The organism is Paenibacillus sp. FSL H8-0034 (assembly GCF_038000305.1).
Lineage (GTDB): Bacteria > Bacillota > Bacilli > Paenibacillales > NBRC-103111 > Paenibacillus_S.
Genome location: NZ_JBBOBS010000001.1, coordinates 1,910,133 through 1,928,737 on the forward strand (window position 1 = coordinate 1,910,133; position 18,605 = coordinate 1,928,737).

The 18,605-nt window shown below is 45.7% G+C and carries 13 protein-coding genes; 6 read left to right on the forward strand and 7 right to left on the reverse strand.

Annotation, left to right across the window (positions count from 1 at the left end; all coding sequences use genetic code 11):
* Positions 1-112 precede the first annotated feature (112 nt).
* Positions 113-2,416 carry a helix-turn-helix transcriptional regulator gene (locus NST47_RS08740; RefSeq protein WP_341154779.1) on the reverse strand — a complete coding sequence of 768 codons (2,304 nt, stop codon included), beginning with the start codon at positions 2,414-2,416 and terminating at the stop codon, positions 113-115.
* Positions 2,417-3,400: 984 nt separating this feature from the next.
* Here NST47_RS08740 and NST47_RS08745 point away from each other — a divergent pair.
* Positions 3,401-4,393 (forward strand): fatty acid desaturase, encoded by a 993-nt coding sequence (locus tag NST47_RS08745; protein WP_341154780.1) that lies wholly within the window; start codon positions 3,401-3,403, stop codon positions 4,391-4,393.
* Positions 4,394-4,471: 78 nt separating this feature from the next.
* Here the strand turns inward: NST47_RS08745 and NST47_RS08750 are convergent, their stop codons facing one another.
* Positions 4,472-4,987, reverse strand: a complete 516-nt coding sequence (locus NST47_RS08750) for a hypothetical protein (protein ID WP_341154781.1) — start codon at positions 4,985-4,987, stop codon at positions 4,472-4,474.
* 208 nt (positions 4,988-5,195) lie between these two features.
* Between NST47_RS08750 and NST47_RS08755 the strand changes: the two genes are divergently transcribed.
* Together NST47_RS08755 and NST47_RS08760 are read left to right on the forward strand one after the other, a co-directional pair.
* A complete protein-coding gene (locus NST47_RS08755) occupies positions 5,196-6,368 on the forward strand; it encodes a sensor histidine kinase (RefSeq protein ID WP_341154782.1) in 1,173 nt (390 codons plus the stop codon).
* Between the two features lie 2 nt (positions 6,369-6,370).
* Positions 6,371-7,042 carry a response regulator transcription factor gene (locus NST47_RS08760; protein WP_341154783.1) on the forward strand — a complete coding sequence of 224 codons (672 nt, stop codon included), beginning with the start codon at positions 6,371-6,373 and terminating at the stop codon, positions 7,040-7,042.
* A 246-nt stretch (positions 7,043-7,288) separates the two neighbouring features.
* On the opposite strand, the gene NST47_RS08765 is transcribed toward NST47_RS08760, so the two are convergent.
* A complete protein-coding gene (locus NST47_RS08765) occupies positions 7,289-8,641 on the reverse strand; it encodes an MATE family efflux transporter (RefSeq protein ID WP_341154784.1) in 1,353 nt (450 codons plus the stop codon).
* A 155-nt stretch (positions 8,642-8,796) separates the two neighbouring features.
* Here NST47_RS08765 and NST47_RS08770 point away from each other — a divergent pair, with 155 nt between their 5' ends.
* Positions 8,797-9,477, forward strand: a complete 681-nt coding sequence (locus NST47_RS08770) for a TetR/AcrR family transcriptional regulator (protein ID WP_341154785.1) — start codon at positions 8,797-8,799, stop codon at positions 9,475-9,477.
* A gap of 150 nt (positions 9,478-9,627) precedes the next feature.
* Here NST47_RS08770 and NST47_RS37155 read toward each other — a convergent pair whose 3' ends face one another.
* Genes NST47_RS37155 through NST47_RS08785 form a run of 4 tightly spaced genes read right to left on the reverse strand, consistent with a single transcriptional unit; the run spans position 9,628 to position 13,847 of the window.
* Positions 9,628-9,831 (reverse strand): CLC_0170 family protein, encoded by a 204-nt coding sequence (locus NST47_RS37155; RefSeq protein ID WP_445667369.1) that lies wholly within the window; start codon positions 9,829-9,831, stop codon positions 9,628-9,630.
* An 18-nt stretch (positions 9,832-9,849) separates the two neighbouring features.
* Positions 9,850-11,079: a Ger(x)C family spore germination protein gene (locus tag NST47_RS08775; protein ID WP_341154786.1), complete on the reverse strand. Its 1,230-nt coding sequence runs from the start codon at positions 11,077-11,079 to the stop codon at positions 9,850-9,852.
* Positions 11,072-12,160 (reverse strand): GerAB/ArcD/ProY family transporter, encoded by a 1,089-nt coding sequence (locus tag NST47_RS08780; RefSeq protein WP_341154787.1) that lies wholly within the window; start codon positions 12,158-12,160, stop codon positions 11,072-11,074. The genes NST47_RS08775 and NST47_RS08780 overlap by 8 nt, the downstream gene beginning before the upstream one ends.
* Before the next feature lies 1 nt (position 12,161).
* Positions 12,162-13,847, reverse strand: coding sequence for a spore germination protein (locus tag NST47_RS08785; protein ID WP_445667370.1), 1,686 nt, complete (start codon positions 13,845-13,847; stop codon positions 12,162-12,164).
* A 336-nt stretch (positions 13,848-14,183) separates the two neighbouring features.
* Between NST47_RS08785 and NST47_RS08790 the strand changes: the two genes are divergently transcribed.
* Positions 14,184-17,309, forward strand: a complete 3,126-nt coding sequence (locus NST47_RS08790) for an ATP-binding protein (RefSeq protein ID WP_341154789.1) — start codon at positions 14,184-14,186, stop codon at positions 17,307-17,309.
* A 6-nt stretch (positions 17,310-17,315) separates the two neighbouring features.
* Positions 17,316-18,401 (forward strand): response regulator, encoded by a 1,086-nt coding sequence (locus NST47_RS08795; protein WP_341154790.1) that lies wholly within the window; start codon positions 17,316-17,318, stop codon positions 18,399-18,401.
* Positions 18,402-18,605: the final 204 nt, after the last annotated feature.

Below are 18,605 nucleotides of genomic sequence, written 5' to 3' on the forward strand. Positions count from 1 at the left end.
GAGGGCTGTCATTTTTAAAAAACTATGTCATTTCGTTCAAATTCGCTCAATTGGGCATAAAAAAACGCCTTGATCGTAAAATCTACAGGCGGGTAAGTAAATTGATGTTCCTTTATGTATGGCTCTTCATTTTATCCAGCAGCGTTATATTCATCCGAAATTCACTCGGTGTAAACCCCAGCTCTTTCTTGAATAGCTTATAAAAGTGAGTCTCGTTCGTAAACCCGACCTTCTGGGAAATTTCGCGGATGCTCCATTCCGTTGTTTTGAGCAGGTAAAGCACCTCTTCAAGACGGAGGTCGTTAATATATTTGGCAATCGATTTGGAGGTAGCCTCCCGAAAAATTTGCCCCAAGGAGCCCTGCGACATTTTGAACTCGGAAGCGATCATTTTCAGCGTCAACTCCTCCTCATGAATATGGAGCTGGATATAGTCCATCACTACGCGAATAATCGTATGGTGCTTGCTGTCCGTATCCTGCTTCTGGCTATCGAGAATAGCCTCGAACAACGCCTTGAATTGCCCGGAAAATTGCTCTAACGTATCCAATTGCAAAATATCGCTGTACACCTCATGGATATGGATCGGGATTTTATCCATCCGGTTGCGATTCCATTCATCGACCAAATTGCCAATGGAAAAAGCAAGCCGGACCGCCGACAGCATAAAGGCGCGATCGTCCATCCTTGAGGCTGCCTGGATGAAATTCTCATAGCAGGCCGAAGCGGTCGAAGCCTTCCCTTGCTTTAAAGCATCGATAAGCTCCTTCTCCCATTCCTCGGGATAGGTGAAGCTCTCCACAGGCCAATCACTGGCCACAGTTGCTTGGTCAAGGATACAGCTTGTACCATAACGAAGCCGGTAATGATGGAGATGCAGCGTAGCTTTGTAAAGCTGCTGCAAGTCGCCGGCGCCCTTGCATGGCTCGCTAATCATCGCGGATATCGTAACCAGCTTGGATACTCGGTGTACAACGGCCTGGATCGTTGCCAGCTTTTCCTTTAGCAGCCTCTCCTGCTCTGGGATGAAAGGCTCGTCCATGCCAAACAAATAAATAAACTCGCCGTTTTCCATCGTCGCCTTCTCAAAGGACGCAAAATCCTGTAACACATCGCCCGCAATATTCATCACGGAAAATTTAATAAACTGGCTCTCCGACGCTTCAAGCTTCTGAAAGATATGGCTTTGGTCAATTTTGAAAATCACCAGCAAATATTCGCGATCCACTGCAAAGAAATCACTAACCTCCTTGAAAAGTTCTCCGAGGGTACTGCCCTGCTTCTCCTGATTTTCCAGCAATATCGACTTCAATACATTTTCCTTAACCAGCTCTTGCGTCGACATTTTATATTCCTGAAAACGATGTAGACTGGTATCAAAGATACTGGCCAAGTAATCAGGATCATTGCGGTAGCTTAACTGCCCTTGCTCCTTCATTTGGGATTTCACGCGCTGCACCAGCCTCCCAAACGGAGCATAAATCATCCGCGAGAGCAACGAAGCAATAATGACCGCCGCAACCATAAACAGTATGGTATACTGCACAATCTGATTTTTCAGCTTCAGCATCGATTGAAATACAGCATCATAAGGCTCGTCACTAATGAGTGTCCATGCATCTGTCCCGGGTATGGTCAGGTACGTAATTACCCTTTTTTCATCGCCGATATTCATGATGGAGCTATCACCGTTTTCGGGCTCTTTAAGCAGACGGGCATATTCCTCCCTCAGCGGATCGAACGTATGATAGCGCTCTCGCGCATCCAATATAATCTGGTTATGCTTATCGAAAATAATGAAATTGGAGTCCGGGTTCATAAATTTTTGCAGATTGCGCCGCAGCCAATCCATTTTCACATGCAGGATCAAGGCTCCATTCATAAGCCCCTTGCTGTTCTTTTCATCGAACATGAAGTAAGTGAATAAAGGCGTGCTCGACGAGGCATCCCGCAGCACCCTCGGAATTGGTGTTAAAGGTGGAATATCCATTCCGTTGTTAATCATGTCGGGGAGCTCACTATCGATCTCGATCCCAATTCCCGCTGAGGTTGAATAAAACTCCTGCTGGTAATTATTGTAGAGCACCGCAGAATGAATCATCAAATTGCTGCTGATTGACTCATGGAACCGGTTAACCGTTCGGACCACATCAAAAAACTCCGTATTCCTGTAGAACATCAGCTGGACGTTGCCCGGATCAAAATATTGATTCACGGCAAAATTTTTCACTAATTGATTCATATAGTCAATGTTGAAGGTCAGCTCGGAAAGCATTTTTCGGTTAAATTCGTTGGTGCTCTCCAAGCCCGCTTTCTCAAATTGCACGAATAATAATCGGGAAAATACCGTGATCAGAATGATTAAGGTTAGCGTGATTGTTACTAAAATTCGTACAAAGGTTTTGGATTTAAACATGCCTGTTACTCCCTTGGTATGGATTGCTGCCACTATTACGTAGCATGTCATGCCCGGCCTAATTTTGCAACCATTTCTCCGATATGGAGATTAAAGGTATGTGGTAGCTTGCGCGAATATTTTAAAACGGGGAATTTGAGGAGCAGAAAAAAGGAGGGACCTATACTGGGGGGAATAGGATGAAGGCGGCTCGAAGCTGATGACCGAGCAATGCTTGCACAACGAATTTGAATGAATTTCTAAACCTAGTAATAATGAGACGCAAGCATGTCAAGTTGCCGCTATGAAATCAGGCCGTTTGCGTAATATTAACTTACATATTGACTTACATTAGCGGACATGGTATTCTTATATTAACGAGAACATTAGCGGACATTAAGTTGTGGTCAAATTATTTTTTGGAGGAATCTTATGCAGACAGGTACAGTTAAAAGGTTTAGTCGCAAACTACAGAACGTTTCTAAAGCATATTAAAATCTTTCAAGTTGTCCTAAAACGTGGACAGCTTTTTGTTTTTTCTTAAAGAAGCTTTAAATTAAGCTTTAAGACACCAAATGCTAAAATAAAATAAAGATGTTACTACATCAGAAAAGTGGTTTTTTATCAACATAAGTACACGTGATTCGAACGTTAATGACGTATTTTCTACTATTGATGACATTATTAATTTTTATTCCAAACAGGGATCGCAGACAAAAGCAGCCAATCTGAGCAATTTAAAGAATGACACAAGTAAGGAAAGGGATGATATATCATAATTGGAGAAATGATGCTTTACAACCGACCTGTAAGGCCGATTAGGAAGAGTTCATGGTTGATAATGATTACCTGCGTATTTTCTTCATTTTTCTTCACTGTTTGGGGGGGATGCCTTTTGTTTGGCTGCCTCCTTTATATGGCCTTTTCGAATCGAAAGCTCAGAAGCACCTTGGTGATTTTCGGAAATTCATTGCTGCGAACGGTTTCCAAAAAAGGGGGATTACTATGAAATCACTTCAAGAATACACTCGCTGGAAGAAGGACATGGCTCATCAAGGTAAATCGGATTTGAGGAAGAGCGTCTGGCAGTTGGTTAATAGCATCGTTCCTTTCATTTTGCTTTGGGGTCTGGCTTATGAAGCTCTGTCTATCTCAATATGGATCACACTGCTGCTAGCAATTCCAGCTGCTGGATTCATGATCCGAATCTTCATCATATTCCATGATTGCTGCCATCTGTCTTTTTTCGCTGGGAGGAAGGCGAATACGATCATAGGAACGATAACGGGAATCCTCACTTTTTTCCCTTATGAGCAATGGAAAAATGAGCACTCCATTCATCATGCGACTAGCGGTAATTTAGGCCGTAGAGGCACAGGCGACATTTGGACACTGACTACGAAGGAATATGCGGCACTCTCCCCATGGAAGCGTCTGGGATACCGACTATATCGCAATCCATTTGTTATGTTCGGGCTCGGACCGGTATTTATTTTCTTGTTTGTATATCGGTTGAACCGGAAGAATGCCAGACGCAAAGAGCGCGTGAACATGTACCTAACGAACGCAGCGATAGCAGGCTTGATGGTACTGCTCTGTTGGTTGCTGGGTTGGAAGGAGGTCCTACTGGTGGAGGGGGCGATCCTCTACTTGTCTGGCGTTGCGGGCATATGGCTCTTCTACGTGCAGCATCAATTTGAGGACACCTATTATGAGCGTACAGATGAGTGGGATTTCGTCAGCGCGGCTATGAACGGCAGCTCCTATTATAAGCTGCCCAAAATCCTGCAATGGATGACGGGGAATATCGGCTTCCACCATATTCATCATCTGGATCCTCAGGTGTCGAACTATAACCTGCAGCAAATACACGAGAGTAACGCCGCCATGCAAGACGTTCCTGCGATCGGAATTCGTTTGAGCCTGCAGGCGCTTCGATACCGACTGTGGGACGAGAGCAGCAAACGATTTGTGGGGTTTCGGGGTCTGAAAGGATAAACAAATGGCAGATCGTAGTTTCTTGCGATCTGCCTTATTTCATTGAAATTAATGGTGCCAGATCCATGTTCATCGAATTCATGTTATCTGCAGTTGTTTTTGCTTACTTATTATTATCAGGTTGTATGTGACATAATAAGAAAACATGATGAGCATCAGTCCTGCTGTCCAGCTACTGTCCATGGCCTGAAACCGACTGGTCCAATCCATCCCTTGCGAGAATCCACCGGATTGCACCATATCGAATATGCGGTAGACTAACCGACCCAAAAAAAGCAAGGTGACAAGGCCGCCGATCCAGACATTCGTTCGGTACGACCATTGTCCACTATGCAGTTCGAACCGGGTTAGCCCAGCGGCGTAATACGCCAAAATGGCGCCTAGCACAGCACCGATCAGGTCTGAAATCAGACTGGTCGTATGGAAAGCTCCCTCCACTAAAAATAACAGCCCGATTACGCCAAAGATGACTGTAAATGTCCGTAATTTCCCCAATCTTAGGGGCTGCCAGCTGAACGTTCGACGAACTCTCTGGAATAGACGATAAACAATGAATACTCCTGCCAATAACGAAATAATAATTTGCCAATTCATAATTTGCTCCTCCTTTTGAATGTCCTTTGGTATGAACTAAGCATACTCCTTGTGCCATTTTGGAACGACCATCCCCAGATAGAACTTTCCTGCGCGGGTCTATATCTGTAGATAGAGATACTCCATTGTGAACTACAGCAGTTGAATATTGACAAAGGAACAAGTTAGAATATAAGCGTACAAGGTGAGTTTTTGGAGGGAGATTAAGGTGGACTACCGCGCTTATGGAAGGCCGCTCGCCAGCATTGCAGTCTTTGTTTTTCTGATGGTTGCCAATCGCCCTTGGGAGGATCTACTTCCACAGGCCGGACTGAACATTGCAGTTTGGGCTAGTTTTGCCTTCATCCTGTTCATTCCCAAAGCCTGGTGGACTCGAGCACGGATCGCGATTGCCTGCAGCCTTCTCGCTATTGAATGTGTCATAGACATCGTCTGGTTTCATGAAATGAAGCTGCTCTATTTCTGCGCGATCCTCTTGCTCGCTGTCGTGATTCGCATGTCCTTCTCCAAAATCACGGCATCCGCGCTCATTCTGATGATCTTGACTACTGTGTTATATATCCGGTTTGGTCGGTATGATGTGTTCAGCTTGCTGTCTTTTGTCACTATGGCAAGCGTGCTGTATTTGTTTATTCGCAGCCGCATTCAGAGAAATGAAATACATGAAATGAACAAGCGGCATCTGGCCGAGCTGCAGGATGCCTACGAGCAGCTACATACCGCCTCGGCAACAACCATACAAAATGTGGTACTGGAGGAACGAACTCGAATTGCCCGTGATATTCACGATGCTGTCGGCCACTCGTTGACATCGTTGATCGTGCAAATGCAGGCGCTTCGCTATATGATGAAAGAAAACCCGGATGAGGCCAGACAATCACTGGAAGGAATGCTGGCCGTAGCCCGCCAGGGATTGCAGGATATCCGTTCGTCCGTCCATGCATTGGCTGACAACCGCACGGTTCCCGGAATTACGGTGCTGAAATCCCTGCTTTCGCGGATGGAAGCCTCGGCATCGATTCGCTTTTCGTTACAGATGGATGTGAACGATGAGGAAGTAACCGTTGAAACCTTCGAAACGCTGTTCCGGGTACTCCAGGAAGCGATCACTAATGTCATCCGCCACTCGCAGGCAACAATGCTGAAGGTTACGATCGACAAGGAGACGGAAACGGTTACGATGCGAATTCGGGACAACGGCATTCTGCAGGCAGACCGTGAAATCAACGAAGGGTACGGTTTGCTGACGATGAAGACAAGGCTTGCAGAGAAGGGCGGAAGTCTCCTTTATCGGATTACCGAGCCGAACGGCTTTGAAATCATCGCCACGATTCCAAATGGCGATCCGAGCCAGCATCACGATACAGAGAAGGAGGATTAAAGGTGTCGCTTAACGGAAAAATTCAAGTATTGCTCGCTGACGACCAGAAGATGATTCGGCAAGGCTTCGGCTATATGATCGGTCTGCAGCCCGATATGATGCTTGTAGGTGAAGCCGCGGATGGCAAAGAAGCGGTCGACCTTGCGGTCCGGCTCCTTCCTGATGTCATTCTGATGGATGTGCAGATGCCCCGCATGACGGGAATTGAGGCGACCAGGGAAATCATGACCAGGCTTCCGGAAACAAAAACCGTCATTCTAACGACTTTCGACGATCAGGAGTACATTTATCAGGGCATCCGGGCTGGTGCCGTCGGCTATTTGCTGAAGGATGCGGAGGTGGAGGAGATGCTAGGCGCGGTTCGCTCCGCTTACCGAGGCGAAGCCGTATACAAGACGGGTCTGGCGGCCAACGCACTTCAGAGAATGACCACATCCGGACTACCAATTGCGGAAGCAGCCTCGAAGCCTCCCCTGCTGGAGCCGTTAACAGAACGCGAACGGGACATTTTGCAGGAAATGGCTTACGGAATGCGCAATGATCAAATCGCCCGCAAGTTGGTTATAGCTGAAGGCACGGTCAAGTCGCATGTGCATCACATTTTGCAAAAATTCGGATGCGAGGATCGGACGCAGGTAGTAGTCGCGGCACTTCGCAATGGAATGGTAAACTGAGAAAATAAAGTTGTAGATTAACGGCTGGCCAACAACTAAACGACGGAAAGGTCCGAGAGCCAGGTAAAGGCTGCGTAGAAACTTAATTGAGCAGGGAATGCATTTGTACTGGTATAACAATAAGAGCGAGCATTGGAGGAAATCCGGGCTCGCTTCTTGTCTGTATGTGAATACTTGTCGTGCATTACGCAGGAAGGCAGGTTTGGGGAGTACCCTTATCCTGCCTTCCTGCGTGTTATATGTTGTCTACTGTACTAGAATATCCAAATCCGGCTGTAATTTGTTCCGCAGAACATACAGCATGATGGCACCAACAAGGAACGCGACGGCATCCGAAATGACGATCGACCACACCACCCCGTGGAAGCCGTTCATTTGATTGGCGATATACAACACAGGAATCAGAGTAATTCCTTGAATAACTGACATAATAAACGCAGCGGTTCCTTGCGCTGTTGCTTGAAAGATCCCTGTAAACAACGTGGTCATTCCTGTAATGAACAAGGATAAGAATGTCACATGTAGAATGTAGCTGCCCATTTCGATTAATTGCAGGTCATTCGTAAATAAACCAATCAAGTGGTCGGAAATCAGATAGACGATAACGCCGAACACGACGGCTAACGCCACAATCACTTTGATCGTGAATCCAATGGTATGCTTCATGCGTAATTTATTCGCTGTAAAAGAAAAGGCAATCAACGGCACGACTCCCTCGCATAAGCCCATTAGAATAAACTCAGGAAATTGCAATAAACGTGATGAAATTCCGAACCCCGCTACGGCCTGATCCCCATATTGGACAAGAAAATGGTTGAAGATAAGCGACATTGCACCCAAAAAGATACTCATAATAAAGACGGGGACTCCGATTTTGAATACATTGCTCAGAATGTCCTTGGTAGCCTTAAACCATTTTACAGAGACAGTTAAGAATTGACTCTTATATCCTATATGGAAGGCGTAGAATGCACTCGCCACCAAGTTAGAAATGACCGTAGCAGACGCAACCCCGATCACGTCCCAATGGAACACGAAGATGACTAACGCATCGAGAATAATATTTACAACAACACTGAGAATCATACCGATCATTGACGTGATTGCTGCACCTTCTGAGCGCACGATATTTTCCAGCGTGAAAAATAATACGACAATTGGCGAACCAATAAGCATAATTGTGACATAGTCCTTCGTGAATCCGAAGGATTCAGGCGTTGCCCCCAGGCCATGAACGATGGGATCGATCAACGGGAGACCGACGGCTATCACGATAAGACCGAGAACTAAACTGCTGTAAAAGGCGAATGAAGACACATGCTTTACATCATCATATTTTTTCTCTCCTAGCAAACGGGAGATGAATGTACCGCTACCCATGCCAATCAAATTGCCAAGCGCCATAATGACGGCGAATAACGGCAAGGTTAGTGCGAGTGCTGTTAACATGGCAGTATTGCCCAGTGTGCCAAGGAAATAGGCATTCAAGATGGAATATATGACACTCATTGATGTGCCAAGCATCATCGGTACAGCGAAGTGAGCTACGGCTTTTGCGATTGGTGCTTTTTCAAAGTAATGAAGGTTTTCTGTATCCATGCGGGTCACCACTTTCTTCATTTATTTGGGAACAACCTAACGATGATCGATCCAAACTTACAGTGTTAGATTGAACCTTACAGTGTTAGATGATATCATGAACTTATGAACCTGTAAAGAACAAACTTACACTGTTAGATAAAAGGAGGATACCGATGAAAAAGCAGCAGCCTCAGATTTCGGAGGATAAGATATTGGAAGCTTCGTGGGAGCTTCTGGGAGAGGAGGGCATCGAGAAATTCAGCTTGAGACGATTGGCCGACCGGCTGGGGATTCAGGCTCCCTCTCTGTACTGGTATTTCAAGAGCAAACAGAATCTCTACCAGCGTCTGGCCAACCAGGTATCAAAAATGATTCTGGAGGAGTTCCACTCCGAGGGGGACTGGAAGGAGCAGCTGACGGGGCTTGCGGTAACGGTACGGAGTGTGCTCAGCCGGTATCCCTGCTCCACGCAGCTCATGATGATGACGCTGCCCCACGAACCGGACATCATCCGCTTCACCAATCGTATGTTGCTCTGCGTGGAATCGACGCCGCTTGAACAAGAGCATAAAATGCAAGTGGTTACTACGGTTGTGAACTATGTCTTTTACTTCGTTCTAGACGATTATCAGCATGATCGTAATGTCTCCGCAGTCCTTAAGGACCAGAGAGTGCTTCCGGGTGAGGAGATGATTCACCTACTGGACTCCATGAGCGAGACGGAAGCGGGACTGTTCCGGAGAATGTTTACGAGCGGTCTGTTCGAGCTGATGGGAACCGACGGTGCGTTTGAGTTCGGCTTGAAGCTGATTCTGTTGGGGATTGAGCAGGTGATAAAGGAGCAGGAGAAGTAGTATGTAAAAAACGCTCATCCGGTTATCGGATGAGCGTTTTCAATGAGGTTTACCGTTTATCTGCGTCACATCAGATCCCTCAATTAATGGACTCTGTATCGATAGGACGCCAACGATCCTTCATAATAAACGACTAATAGAGGTCGGGTTTCAGAGGAGATTATAGACCCAATATCCTAAAAATGTAAAGATCCCGATTGAACAATTACACCATCCCAATATTCGCGCTATCTTTTCCTCTTTAAAGAGCTGCTGTTTTTTGTAGGACCCTGCTTCAAAAAGTAACAGTATCAAGCCAGTCAGAATAAACAGGAGTTCAATATAACCGATATAACCAATCGCGAGATAATACACAAGATTCAATCCCCTTCTTTAAGAAGCTTTCATACCAACCCGCCGAATTCGAATTTCCATTTTAACGTCTACGGTCAGGTTTTTGAATTCCTCCTGCCACTTTTTCTCGGTTATAATTTCACGATTCCAATATTCAGGTTCCTTAGCCCTGACGTATTCACCGAAACCAAAAATATCGGACCCAGCTCTCTGCATTTTTTCAATCAATTCTTTGATTCCAGTTTCCGAGCCTTTGCTGATTTCATCCTGAATTTGTACAATGGTCTTATGCTCTTTTATTTTGAATAATTCATTGGATTTTTCCTCAATGTCTCCTTCTACCCGCATATTCAAGTTGATGTGGGGACGGCCATTTTTGATGCTGACCTTGGTTCTGGATTTTCGGCTGGTGGTTTTAAACATGATCGTATCAAAGGAATTGGGAAGATATTCATAGACATTGTAACCTCCTGTCTTGACTCCTGTTATTGCCATAAATAGGCCAATCTCCAGTGGTTTTGTTGCACCGATCATTTTATCCCCTCGAAAATAGGCAAGTCCCGAAATTTCCAAGTTTCCCTCTTTTTTGATTTCAATATAAGGAAGAAAGGGCTCCTTACCTCTGCTGGAATCGGCACTCCAGAATATGCCCAGAAAATCATTAGGCAGCTTCCCCATCTGAATTGCATTATCCATCATAGCCAATAAATACAGAGAGGGGACGCGCTCCAGTTGAGGTGCTGCCTTCATAAGCTCAGCTGCGGGACCTTTGGAAACAACCATCCAAGCTAATCTTCTGACTTCAGGACTGCGCCTAAGGTAATCATTTAAATTTTGTACGCCGCTTCTGGCAATTTTTTCTGAAATTACAATGATTCGCAAATGACCGAAAAACATCCGTTCCCCGAGCTGCTGCTGGAGTACCATCAATGCGTCGTCAATGGTAAACCCCTTGGCGCTGAGCACCCATACAGGTTTGTTTTTCCCTGTGCCGCTGCTTTCACCTGGTCCCAGAGGTATCCGTCCAGGGACTGCTATTTGTACAGTCACTTGTATCATGCTTCTGGGCGGTTTTGGGAAAGCAGATTTAATATGTGTAACCTCGCTTTCATCTTGTTTGTCCACGGCTTCATCTACGGAAATTCCAAGGACTACCGCACGTTCCTCAATTTCCATTCGATCCCAGCATCCAGTCAGTAGAGGGACGAATATTGAAAAGAGAATGAATAGTTTAATATGGAGCCAAGAGTTAGGAATCAATTCAATCACTCCTTTTTTTCCAAATGATCGATATTACCAACAGCAGACCCGGATAAACAATTGTGATACATAATCCAATTCGACCAACGATATTAATGATTTCATATAGCTGTATAACATTTTGCGGTAGCATCGCTATCGTAGTGATAAAGGGAAGCAGGAAATAGCTCAACATCTTATGCGTATGTAAACGAAATATTTGAGTTATGGATTGAATGGTCAGATAGAAACTGGAGAAAAGTGTTGTGAATACAGCTGTAACCCAAACTGCCAGAAAGGCAGCATCCAATCGTTCCAAAATGTTAGCTGGCAATGAAGTGGTTTTTGCCAATTCCAGTGTAGGCCATAGCAGCTTATTGATTTCTTCCGCACCAAATACCGCTACTGAAGCTACAACAATTGAGAGATAGAGTCCTGTTGCTATTCCCATTCCCCATAGGCTGGCCTTCATCGCTTTTTGTGGTCGGCGCATAAAAGGAATGATCATTGTCAAAATAAAGGACCCCTGAAATAGTGCAGAAAGCGTCAATATACCGTTCAGTACTCCACTGGGATGGTTTCCCCAAATCGGCTGTAAATTGATCAGATCCGCATTTTTAAGTGACAAAGCAACGATTAATAAACCAGGGGCCAAAATAAACGGCAAATAAAACAGATGAATATAAGAAAAGGTACGTATATCATTGCGCGAAGCAATAGTCGCGAGTAGCAGCATGACGATAACAGTCACTTCTATCGGTGTTTTTTTCAATACGGATGTAATGACAACTTCTCCGAATTCACGAGAACCGAGCGCTGTCAATAAGGCGAAAAAAATGATAATAGCTATATTCCCCAAAGCTGCCGGCCATTTCCCAATGATTTCCTCACTGTATTGAATGAACGTCTTGCTCGGGAAGCGCATACCCAGTACGGCTATGAAGGTAAGTCCGATAAGGCCAAGCAGTGCTCCAAGCAAGGTGATCAAGGGAGCACCTGTATCAGCAACTTTCACGCCATAGAGTGGGAGCCGCAATACCCCGACACCAACAATTGTACTCGAGAGTATTGCTGCTGCCTGAATATTCGTAACCTGCCGTGGATTATTCATCTTACTTATCCTCCTCTTGATTTCCCATTTTCGACGGATCCAGAGCATTATCAGATTTCTGTAAAATAATTTGTTTCATATTTGTTCCTAATCGGTCCGTATCCAAGGGGAAAAGAGAGGCAGGTCTTTTCTTCATCCACCAAAACGGAGCTCTGATCACCAAATCCTTCAATCCTTGAATATTCCAAGGAATTGCTGGTGTCATATAGGGAACTCCGAATGAACTTAAGGACAACAAGTGGTTACAAATCAGAATTAATCCAACAACTAAACCATATAGCCCAAAGATCCCTGCAAGAAAAATAAGTGGAAATCTAAGCATCCTTAATGCAAATGCTGCATTATATGCTGGGGTTGCAAAGGAGCCGATCGTGGTAAGTGCAATCGCAACAACTGTTATTGGGCTCGCAAAGCCCGCCGCTACCGCTGCCTGTCCGATAACGAGGACACCAACAATGGATAGGGCGCCACCGACCTGCTGTGGCAAACGAATCGTTGCTTCACGTAGAACCTCCATGGAAACCTCCATGATTAATATTTCCACAAGAGCAGGAAAGGGAACCCCGGCTCTGCCGCCTGCAACGGCAACGGCAAATTTGGTCGGAATCAATTCCGGATTAAAAGAAATGATGGCCACATATAGAGCCGAAAAAATCAAAGAAAAAACAAGAGCCACTACACGAGCCATTCGGACAAAGCTTCCCTGCAAATACCGTGTCGTATAATCTTCAATGGATTGATAAAAAGAACTGAAAACGACTGGGGCTATTAGCGCGAAGGGAGAACCGTCTACAAGAATAGCCACTCTCCCTTCCAGCAGGTTAGCTACTGTTTTGTCTGGACGTTCAGTATTCATAATCTGTGGAAAGGGTGAGAAATGATTGTCTTCGATAAACTGCTCCAGATAACCCGCATCCAGGATGCCATCAATATCTATGGCAGATAGACGTTTATTCACTTCCTTAACCAACTCGGGATTAACAACCCCTTCCAAATAGCATACAGCAACCAAAGACTTGGTCTTAGTCCCGATTTTCGTCAAATGGACACGGAAATCGGCTGTCGGCAATCGATAGCGGAGCAGGCCCAGATTTGAGATGAGGGGTTCGATGAAACCTTCTCGTGGGCCTTGTATGACTTGTTCAGTCTGAGGCTGCTCGACAGCCCGTTTATCTACAGTTCGCGATCCAATTAATAAGGCCGCATCCATACCTTCAATGGCAACCACGGTCTTTCCCTCTAAAATCGCTTCAGCTATATGGCCCAAATGTCTCTCAAATTTACTTTGGCTATAGAAAAGCGCTTGATCCGATATGATGTTTTTTAACAAGGAAATTTCGATTTTTTCGTTCTGCAGATGCTCGGGTACATACATAAGGGGTTTCATAATTTCTTGATTGATCATCACTTGATCAGTTAACGCGGAAAAATAAAATATAACGGCTGGAAACTCCGAGAATACCTTGAAGCGACGAATGATAAGGTCATCATTTTGTCCCAATAAATTATTTATAAAAGAAACCACTTCCTCTATGGAACCATTCAAAGTGATGTCTTTGTATCGATTCAGTATTTGCTCGGGTTCAGACTTTACTTGGTCATTCAAGGGTTCCCTATGCGTAGAAGTGGATCGTGTTTGTTTTGGCGTTTCCTTTGATTTCCGAAGTAACCATTTCAAAATAGACATTTTTCCCCACTCGCTTTTTGTCCCGGCTATCATGGATTTCCGGGTTATTGAGTAATATTTAATTTTCATTCATGATTATAATTTTCTATATCTTATATTTTTATCCAATTTCATTAAAAACCGTAATTGTGATAAAGCCGTTTAACTGCTCATCACCACTTAATTTTCCGTAAAATCATCCTTGCTACCAGATTGACAAACCCGCCTGCAGGTTTCATTATAATTGTATGAATGATAGGTGAAGAAGGCATCAGATCTTTATTTGGGCGCTGCTGGAAGGTTGAGTGAGTGGAAATGGGGAGTGGGAGAGACCGGTATATAAGATGTGGAGATTGCGTGCGTTCAGCAGTTAAGCGCTTTCGGAACGATATGTTTTTGCCTGCGCTGTTAGGTGTTATAGTCGCCATCGCCCTAAACACTCTTTGGGGACAGCCCGCTGCAGAAGCGGAGAGAACGCCTGTCGCCTGGCAGGGTGTCATTGATTTGCGCAGCTGGGATTTTGCAGCTAAGGGTATTGTTCCACTAAATGGACAGTGGGAATTTTATCCCAATCAGCTGCTGGAGCCACGTGATTTTCGTGAAAGGCCGCTGCAGCCCGGTTATCTTTCTGTGCCTGGAGCCTGGAGCCGTACAACAACAAGCGATAGCGGAACCATGAACAAGTGGGGGTTCGGGACTTATCGGCTGATTGCCAAAGTAAAAGCTGACGCTTCACGGTATGCCATTCGAACTAACGTGGTTTTTATGTCATCCAGATTGTTCATTGACGGACAACTACTTGGCCACTCCGGTCGGCCGGCTGCATCCAGAGAGGAGTATCAGGCGGGGAATGTGCCTTATAGTGCAGTCATTGACAGTAAAGGCGACGAAGTGGAAATCATTCTGCAAGTGGCTAATTTCGACCACCATACAGGCGGAATTGGCGTTCCGCTATATTGGGGATATGAGGCAGAAGTGGCTCATGCGATTTTGCTCGATGTGGGCATTCAGGCAAGCAGTGCTGCAGTGCTATTGATCTTTGGGTTTATTTTTCTGGCTTTGTTTCTATTCTTTATCCGAGATTCGACCCTGCTTTTGTTCGCCTTGTTTTTTGTTTTTTTCGCAGGCAACCTGTTCGTTAACGGGGAAAAGCTGTTTTTGCAACTTTTCTCGCAATTGCCGTTTGAAGTCGCTTGGAAACTCAAAAATTTCACTATATATATTGGTGCGCCACTTCTGTATCTGATAACTACAAAAATCCACAAAACACTCAAGTATCGCTTCGCTGCCGCAATCCCGGCTTTGGTCGTAGGTGCGTATTGCGCAGCAATTTTGTTGCTGCCTTATCGTCATTATATGATCGCGGAAAAAGCTGTCATAGATTTGCTTATGCTGTTTTATTTACTGTTGTTTGTCGTATTGGCCGTAAACTATTGGCAGCAGAATTTCGGCGCTTGGGGAAAGATTGGATTTCGTTACTACATAGTTGCTGTACTGTTTCTATTTGCCTTCAAGGTTAACAATATTTTATATATCCGATACTTTATGCCGAAGAGCTGGTTCGTACCTTTCGCGATTATTTGCATTATATTACTGGTTTCGCTGATGCTTGTGCAGCGATATGTCGGGACATACTCGATGGTTGCGGGACTGGCTGGAAAACTGCAAATTGCTGATCGGATGAAGGATGAATTTCTACTTCGAACATCACTTGAACTGAAGACTCCCATACACCGAATACTCAATTTGTCGGAATCGTTGATCGAAGCTGTCGGTCGTACAGATGGGAGAGAGAAGAGCAGGGATCAATTGCAGATGATTCGCCATTCGGCATTTCGTATGTTCCACATGGTAGATGATCTAGTCGATCTGACCAAGATCCAGGATGGCAGCCTATCTGTGCAACTCAAGGGTGTAGACCTTGCCGCTTGCGCTGGAATGGTGTTCGAGGTGTTCGGATTGATCGCTGACGGCAAGCATATTCGCATGGAGCGGTATATTGAACCGAGCGCCCGATTCGTACTGGCTGACGAGCAGCGCTTGATGCAAGTATTCCATCACCTTATCGACAACAGCTTGAGATATATGGAAACGGGCAGCATAGCCGTATGCAGCCGTTGTGATGATGAATTCGTCATAGTAACGGTTGATATCGATGGGAGCGGTGTGTTGCTGGATAATCGCGAGGTGATTCGGCAAGCGTTCGAAAATCGGGAAAAAGCTTTGGAGCTGGACAGCAGAGGAATCGGCTGGAGCTTGTCCATTGCAGACAAACTGGTTGGACTTATGGGGGGAAAGTTTCGGATTGTGTGGTCGGAAACAGGCAATAGCTACAGCTACGAGATAGCCTTACAACAACAGGGTGCCGATGCTTGCGTATCGGTTCCACACTCACTTCTGGAGATGGCCAATAGTGCTGCTGCGGGAAGAGAAACGGTCAATGGCAGCGGGACGGTAGAGGTTTCGAGCGCGTACACGATACTCGTCATGGAGAGCGAGGCGGTCGAGCTTGAAGTATTTATTCACTTACTGGCAATGGAAGGCTACAGAGTAGCAGCAGCCCGTTCCGGTGAGGAAGCCATGTGCAGAATTCGGGCTGCGGACAAACCGGATATCGTACTGTTGAATATGATGATGGATGGAGGGGCGGGCTACGAGGCATCCCGTGCTATTCGCCGGTTGTATTCCCAAATTGAATTGCCGATTCTATTTATCACACCCAGAAATACACCTGCCTATGTGCAAGCGGGTCTGGAGGCGGGTGGGAACGATTATATTACAAGGCCTATCGATGCCGCCGAAGTGAGCGCCAAAATCCGCACGATGCTAGCGATGAAGCGGCTGGCTCTGGAGTCGGTAGCGAATGAAATGGCTTTTCTCCAGTCGCAGATTAAACCGCACTTTTTGTATAATACGCTAGGTGCGATTATGTCCTTGTGCTACACAGATGGCCGGAAGGCAGGAAAACTGCTCGCCGTATTCAGCCGTTATCTGAGAATATTATTTCAGTTGGATCACCCTGACCAAATGATTGCTTTAAGGAAGGAACTGGACCTTATTCAGGCTTACACGGAAATTGAAATGGAACGATTCGGAGATAAGTTACGTGTTCAGATAGAAGCCGATCCGGAATTACTTGATTGCCGGATTATTCCGTTGACCATACAGCCGTTGGTTGAAAATGCTATCCGTCATGGAGTGGTCAAGAAAGTGGCAGGGGGCACGGTTAGACTGACCATTGAACGCGATGCAGAGGAGATTAAGGTTGTCGTGGAAGACAATGGCATTGGCATGTCAAAGCAGATGGTTCTAGAACTATGCAGCCGGACTGTGACGGCAAACGGCGTAGGGTTTGCGAGCATCAACAAGAGAATCATGCATTTGACTGGTAGACCTTTGATGCTGGAGAGCGAGGAAGGTCAAGGAACGAAAGTAACCTTCAGAATACCTGTGATGCTTCCGTTTTTGGGGAAAGTGAGATGAATGGGAATGATTCGAGCTTATTTGGTAGATGATGAGGAGCACGCGCTGAACTTACTGGAGGTTTTGCTGCTGGAGATCGGCGGAGTGGAGGTCGTGGGCAGGAGCGGAGATCCGCAGGAGGCATTGGTGTGCATCAGAACGATAAAACCCGATTTGGTGTTTCTGGATATTGAGATGCCGGGCATGTACGGGATCGAGCTGGCCGAACGGATCAAGAGTGATCTGCCGGATACGAGCATTGTATTTGTTACCGCTCATAACGAGCATGCTATCGCCGCTTTTGAGCACGACGCATCCGATTATTTGCTGAAGCCGCCAGAAGAGGCACGGCTGTCCAAGACCGTTCAGAGAATTCGAAAAAAGCTTGCAGCTTCAATCGGCCCTCTGCCTGCCAATCGACCTGAACCACGGCTGCTTGTACGGCTACTGGGTGGATTCGAGGTGTACAACGGAGAGCTGGAGCCGCTGCGCTGGCACACAGCCAAAGTGAAGGAGTTATTTGCCTACCTGCTGCTGCAAACCGGGGAAGGCGTGCATAAGGACAGGATTATCGATGCGTTATGGGAAAGCGAGCATTACCAGAAGTCCAAAGTCTATTTGCATACCTGCATCAGCTATTTAAGAAAAGATTTAAGCAGGTGCGGCTTGACAGGTATCATTACTTACAAAGACGAGAAATATTATTTGGATCAGATATCAATCGAAAGTGACCTTTCTGTGCTGCGTAATGGTTTGCTTCTGGCGCATCAGCTTTATAGCAAGGGTGACATTGCCCAACTGGAAGCAGCGTTAGCCTTGTATCGCGGTCCTTTGCTGCTGCATTACGATTACAATTGGGCCTTGGAAGAGACAGAACGGCTTCACAGGCAATGGATGGACGCCCGACTGGCCATGGCCTCGTATCTTCATCAGCAGGGAGAGCATCGCAAGGCCATCGATATGGCAGAGCTGCTTTTATTTGCCCGACCGTACGATGAATCTGCGTATCACCTGCTCATAGCTTGTTATAAGACAATAGGCAAGCACGACGAAGCTATACGGATATCCCGATCTCTGGTGGAAATGCTGCTGGAGCTGCAGGAAGAATCATGAATATACGAACAAATCTTACGATGCTAAAAAGTCGACGCTTTGAACACGCAGTTTAAGATGATTGGATAATCGCTGTTTTTTCCATTGCGGAAAGAATGGCGTTTTTTGCGTGCTCTTAGATCTTAGGGCCTATTTATTAGCCGTTTTTAAGTGATCTTTAAGAGGCATTTGATAACATATGAGTTAGCAATGATTTGTTGCGGA

Bases quoted from the DNA above. Each gene is read 5' to 3' on its own strand.
- NST47_RS08745 (WP_341154780.1), top strand. From the start codon at position 3,401: ATGAAATCACTTCAAGAATACACTCGCTGGAAGAAGGACATGGCTCAT.
- NST47_RS08770 (WP_341154785.1), top strand. From the start codon at position 8,797: ATGAAAAAGCAGCAGCCTCAGATTTCGGAGGATAAGATATTGGAAGCT.
- NST47_RS08765 (WP_341154784.1), bottom strand. From the start codon at position 8,641: ATGGATACAGAAAACCTTCATTACTTTGAAAAAGCACCAATCGCAAAA.
- NST47_RS08740 (WP_341154779.1), bottom strand. From the start codon at position 2,416: ATGTTTAAATCCAAAACCTTTGTACGAATTTTAGTAACAATCACGCTA.
- NST47_RS08785 (WP_445667370.1), bottom strand. From the start codon at position 13,847: ATGTCTATTTTGAAATGGTTACTTCGGAAATCAAAGGAAACGCCAAAA.
- NST47_RS08780 (WP_341154787.1), bottom strand. From the start codon at position 12,160: ATGAATAATCCACGGCAGGTTACGAATATTCAGGCAGCAGCAATACTC.
- NST47_RS08750 (WP_341154781.1), bottom strand. From the start codon at position 4,987: ATGAATTGGCAAATTATTATTTCGTTATTGGCAGGAGTATTCATTGTT.
- NST47_RS08795 (WP_341154790.1), top strand. From the start codon at position 17,316: ATGATTCGAGCTTATTTGGTAGATGATGAGGAGCACGCGCTGAACTTA.